Source organism: Kitasatospora sp. NPDC059747, from assembly GCF_042732955.1.
Lineage (GTDB): Bacteria > Actinomycetota > Actinomycetes > Streptomycetales > Streptomycetaceae > Kitasatospora.
In genome coordinates this window covers 16,369-20,560 of sequence record NZ_JBHWGV010000145.1, presented here as the reverse complement: position 1 = coordinate 20,560, position 4,192 = coordinate 16,369, and the positions used below count along the sequence as shown (strand labels likewise).

The 4,192-nt window shown below is 74.5% G+C and carries 3 protein-coding genes; 2 read left to right on the top strand and 1 reads right to left on the bottom strand.

The window, feature by feature from the left end:
• Positions 1 to 5 precede the first annotated feature (5 nt).
• Positions 6 to 725 carry a dienelactone hydrolase family protein gene (locus tag ACFV4G_RS38180; RefSeq protein ID WP_380447253.1) on the bottom strand — a complete coding sequence of 240 codons (720 nt, stop codon included), beginning with the start codon at positions 723 to 725 and terminating at the stop codon, positions 6 to 8.
• Positions 726 to 984: 259 nt separating this feature from the next.
• Between ACFV4G_RS38180 and ligA the strand changes: the two genes are divergently transcribed.
• Positions 985 to 3,033, top strand: coding sequence for an NAD-dependent DNA ligase LigA (gene ligA, locus ACFV4G_RS38175; RefSeq protein WP_380447251.1), 2,049 nt, complete (start codon positions 985 to 987; stop codon positions 3,031 to 3,033).
• A gap of 236 nt (positions 3,034 to 3,269) precedes the next feature.
• Positions 3,270 to 4,064, top strand: coding sequence for a putative protein N(5)-glutamine methyltransferase (locus ACFV4G_RS38170; RefSeq protein ID WP_380447249.1), 795 nt, complete (start codon positions 3,270 to 3,272; stop codon positions 4,062 to 4,064).
• The last annotated feature ends 128 nt before the right edge of the window (positions 4,065 to 4,192 follow it).

Below are 4,192 nucleotides of genomic sequence, written 5' to 3'. Positions count from 1 at the left end.
CGGTTCTACTTCAGGTGCCGGTCGTAGAACCGGCTCCCGTTCTCCAGCTCGAACCGCGGGGTGCCGACGTGCCCGCCCATGTTGGCGTGCATCGTCTTCTCGGTGCTGCCGAAGGCGTCGAACAGGTCCAGAGCCCGCTGGCGGGGGTTCCCTTCGTCGTCCCACTGGAGCAGGAACAGCAGTGGGATGGTGATCCGCCGCGCCTCCTCGCGCTGGGCCAGGGGCACGTAGCCCCCGGCGAAGAAGCCGGCGGCGGCGATGCGGGGCTCGGTCACCGCGAGCCGGATGCCGACGGCGGTCCAGCCCGAGTAGCCGACCGGTCCGTCGATCCCGGGCAGGGACAGGAGGGCGTCCAGGGTGGCCCGCCACTCCGGGACCGCGTTCTCGACCAGCGGGCCGATGAAGGACTCGAAGATCCCGTCGACCGGCTCGCCGGCCTGCATCGCCCGGCGGAGGTCGGCGCGGGCCCGGTCGTCGGCGGCGGAACGGGGGCGGCCACCGCACCCGGCCGCGTCGATGGTGGCCACCGCGTAGCCCTGCGAAGCGGAGTACCGGGCCCGGGCCACGAGCCGGGGCTCGTTCTTGGGCAGGCCGTTGTTGTGGGCCATGAGGATCAGCGGAGCTGGCGCGGATCCGGGCGTCCACAGGGTGCCGGGGATCTGGCCGAGGGTGAATTCGCGTTCGAGGACGCCGTTGTCGAGGCGCTGCTCGGAGGTGAACTGCATGGTCGTGCCTTTCGGGAGTGCACTGGAACGGCGCTCCCGGACGACCTATCGTCCGACCGTGACCCCGGAGGAGAGCACCCATGTCGAATCTGCGTTCACGGGTACCACCTCCTCGTTCTCTCGCACGGCCTCCGGCAGGTTAGCAGCGGCCGCCGCGGTCCACCAAAGCGTTTTTCGCGCGGGCCCGGGGCCCGCCGTCGAGGCGGTCGGGCTCGGTCTCGGCGGGTCGAATGTCAGTGCCACTCGCCATGATGGCGTCATGAAGGACATCGCCTCCACGGCCTCCCCTGTCGCCCTGACCTCGACGGACGCGTACACCGACGCCGTCGCCACCGCCGTGCGGGCCGCCGCCGCGTACTACGCCGACGGCGGCACGCCGCTCGGGGACGACGAGTACGACGCGCTCGTCCGCGCGATCGAGGCGTACGAGCTGGCGCACCCCGACGAGGTGCTGCCCGAGACGCCGACCGGGAAGGTCGCGGGCGGGGCGGCGGTCGGGGACGTGCCGCACAGCGTGCCGATGCTCTCGCTGGACAACGTGTTCTCGGCCGAGGAGCTGGAGTCCTGGGCGGCCGGTCTGGAACGCCGTCTGGGCCGGCCCGTCGCCGCCTGGTGCGTCGAGCCGAAGCTGGACGGCCTCGCCGTGGCCGCCCGGTACCGGGCCGGGCGGCTCGCCCAGGTGCTCACCCGGGGCGACGGTCTCGCGGGCGAGGACATCACGCACGCCGCCGACGCCGTCCTCGGCCTGCCGGCCCGGCTCGCCGAGCCGCTGGACGTCGAGCTGCGCGGTGAAGTCCTGCTCACCCACGAGCAGTTCGAGCAGGCCAACGCCGTCCGCACCGAGCACGGCGCCACGCCCTTCGCCCACCCGCGCAGCGGCGCCGCCGGCACCCTGCGTGCCAAGGACCGTCCGTACCGCGTCGAGCTGACGTTCTTCGCCTACGACGCCCTCGGCCTGCCCGGCCTCGACCACGCCGCCCTCCTCGCCCGGCTCGCCGAGCTCGGCGCGAACACCGCCGCCACCACGGACGCCGCGCCCCGCCGCTGCGCGAGCCTGGCCGAGGCGCAGCAGCGCATCGACGAGATCGCCGCCCTGCGCGCCGCGCTGCCGTTCGGCATCGACGGCGTCGTGGTGAAGGCGGACGCGGTGGCGGACCAGGAGGAGGCCGGTTCGGGCTCGCGCGCGCCGCGCTGGGCGGTGGCCCGCAAGCTCCAGGCGCAGCACAAGGTCACCCGGCTGCTCGCGGTGGAGTGGAACGTCGGTCGCACCGGGATCATCGCGCCGCGCGCCGTCCTCGAACCGGTCGTGATCGACGGTGTCACGGTCACGTACGCGACGCTGCACAACCCGGCGGACATCGAGCGCCGCGGCCTGATGCTCGGCGACCAGGTGTTCGTCTACCGCGCGGGGGACGTGATCCCGCGCGTGGCGGCGCCGCTGGTGGACGAGCGCACCGGCGCCGAGCAGCCGATCGCGTTCCCCGAGGTGTGCCCGCGCTGCGGCGACGCGATCGACACGTCCGAGCAGCGCTGGCGCTGCGTGCGGGGCAGGGGCTGCCAGGCCGTGGCCTCGGTGATCTACGCGGCCGGGCGCGACCAGCTCGACATCGAGGGCCTCGGCGGCACGCGTGCCGTGCAGTTGGTGGAGAGCGGCCTCGTCAACGACATCGCCGATCTGTTCACCCTCACGAAGGAGCAGCTGCTCACGCTCGACCGGATGGGCGAGACGAGCGCCGACAACCTGCTCGCCGCCCTGGAGACGGCGCGCGTCCGCCCGCTCAACCGGGTGTTCTGCGCGCTCGGCATCCGTGGCACCGGCCGCACGATGTCCCGCCGCCTGGCCGCGCACTTCGGCAGCATGGCCGCGATCCGGGCCGCGGACGCGGAGGCGCTCGCGGGCGTGGACGGCATCGGGGTGGAGAAGGCCGCCGTCATCGTGGCCGAACTCGCCGACGTCGCACCGCTGCTGGACAAGCTCACGGCCCAGGGCGTGGGCCTGGAGGTCACCGAGCCGACGGCGCCGGCCGCCGCCACCGGCGGGGGCGAGGCCCCGGCGGGCCCGCTCGCCGGCGAGGCCGTCGTCGTCACCGGCGCGATGACCGGCGCCCTCGCCGACCTCTCCCGCAACGCGATGAACGAGCTCATCGAGCGCGCCGGCGGCAAGGCCTCGGGCTCGGTGTCCAAGCGCACCACGCTCGTCGTCGCGGGCGACAAGGCCCGCTCCAAGCGCGCGAAGGCCGAGGAGCTCGGCATCCGGATCCTCACGCCGGAGGAGTTCGCGGCCGTGGTCGCCGAGTTCCTGGAGTGACCGAACCGGACCCCGGTTACGCAGAGGTGCGGTAGGGTGACCGACGTCGAACAGGACCGCGATCCAGGGAGGTGAGACCCATTACCGGTACGTCCGAGCGGGTGCTCCCCGGGTCCGGTCGCAGAGACGGCGCGTCGCGCGCATAAGGCGCGGGCGCGTCCCGTCCCACGGCGACAGCCCCGACGGGGCCCTGACGGAGTCGTTCAGCTTTTCTCGATTCCCTCAAGAGGTTCTCCTTGTCGGTCTTCCCTTCCGCAGCCCTCCGCTCCTCCGTGGTCTCGCGCCTGCGCACCGCAGGCTGCGTCTTCGCGGAGGACGAGGCGCGGATCCTCCTCAGCGCCGCCGCCACTCCGGCCGAGCTCGCCACGATGGTGCGGGCCCGGGCCGAAGGGCGTCCGCTGGAACACGTCGTCGGCTGGGCCGAGTTCGCGGGCCTGCGGATCGCCGTCGACCCCGGCGTCTTCGTGCCCCGCCGCCGCAGCGAGCACCTCGTCGCCACGGCCACCGCGCTCACCGGCCCCGACGCCGTCGTCGTCGACCTGTGCTGCGGCAGCGGGGCCCTCGGCGCCGGACTCGCGGCCACCACCCGGGGCGGAGTCGAGCTCCACGCCGCCGACGTCGACCCGGCCGCCGTCCGCTGCGCCCGGCGCAACCTCGCCCCGTACGGCGGGCACGTCCACCAGGGCGACCTCTTCGCCGCCCTGCCCGCCGGCCTGCGCGGCCGCGTCGACATCCTGCTCGCCAACGTCCCGTACGTCCCCACCGCCGACATCGGCCTCCTGCCGCCCGAGGCCCGCCTCCACGAAGCCCTCCCCGCCCTCGACGGCGGCGCCGACGGCCTCGACGTGCTGCGCCGCGTCGCCGCCGACGCCCCGCAGTGGCTCGCCCCCGGCGGCTCGCTCCTCTTCGAGACCAGCGAACGCCAGACCCCGGCCGCCCTCGCCATCGCCAGGGACGCCGGGCTGCGCGCCACCGCCTCCCACCACGAGGACCTGGACGCCACCGTCATCACGGCAACTCGGCGCTGCTGACGGCGGATCGGATGATGGCGGAGTGGGGGGGGGGGGGGGGGGGCGCCGACACCCCCCCCCCACAACAACAGCGGGGGGGGCGGCGAGGGGGCGGAGGGGGGAGAGCGAGGGGGGGGGGGGCGGGCGCG

Excerpts from the sequence above, each read along its gene's own strand:
- ligA (WP_380447251.1), top strand. The coding sequence starts at position 985 with ATGAAGGACATCGCCTCCACGGCCTCCCCTGTCGCCCTGACCTCGACG.
- ACFV4G_RS38180 (WP_380447253.1), bottom strand. The coding sequence starts at position 725 with ATGCAGTTCACCTCCGAGCAGCGCCTCGACAACGGCGTCCTCGAACGC.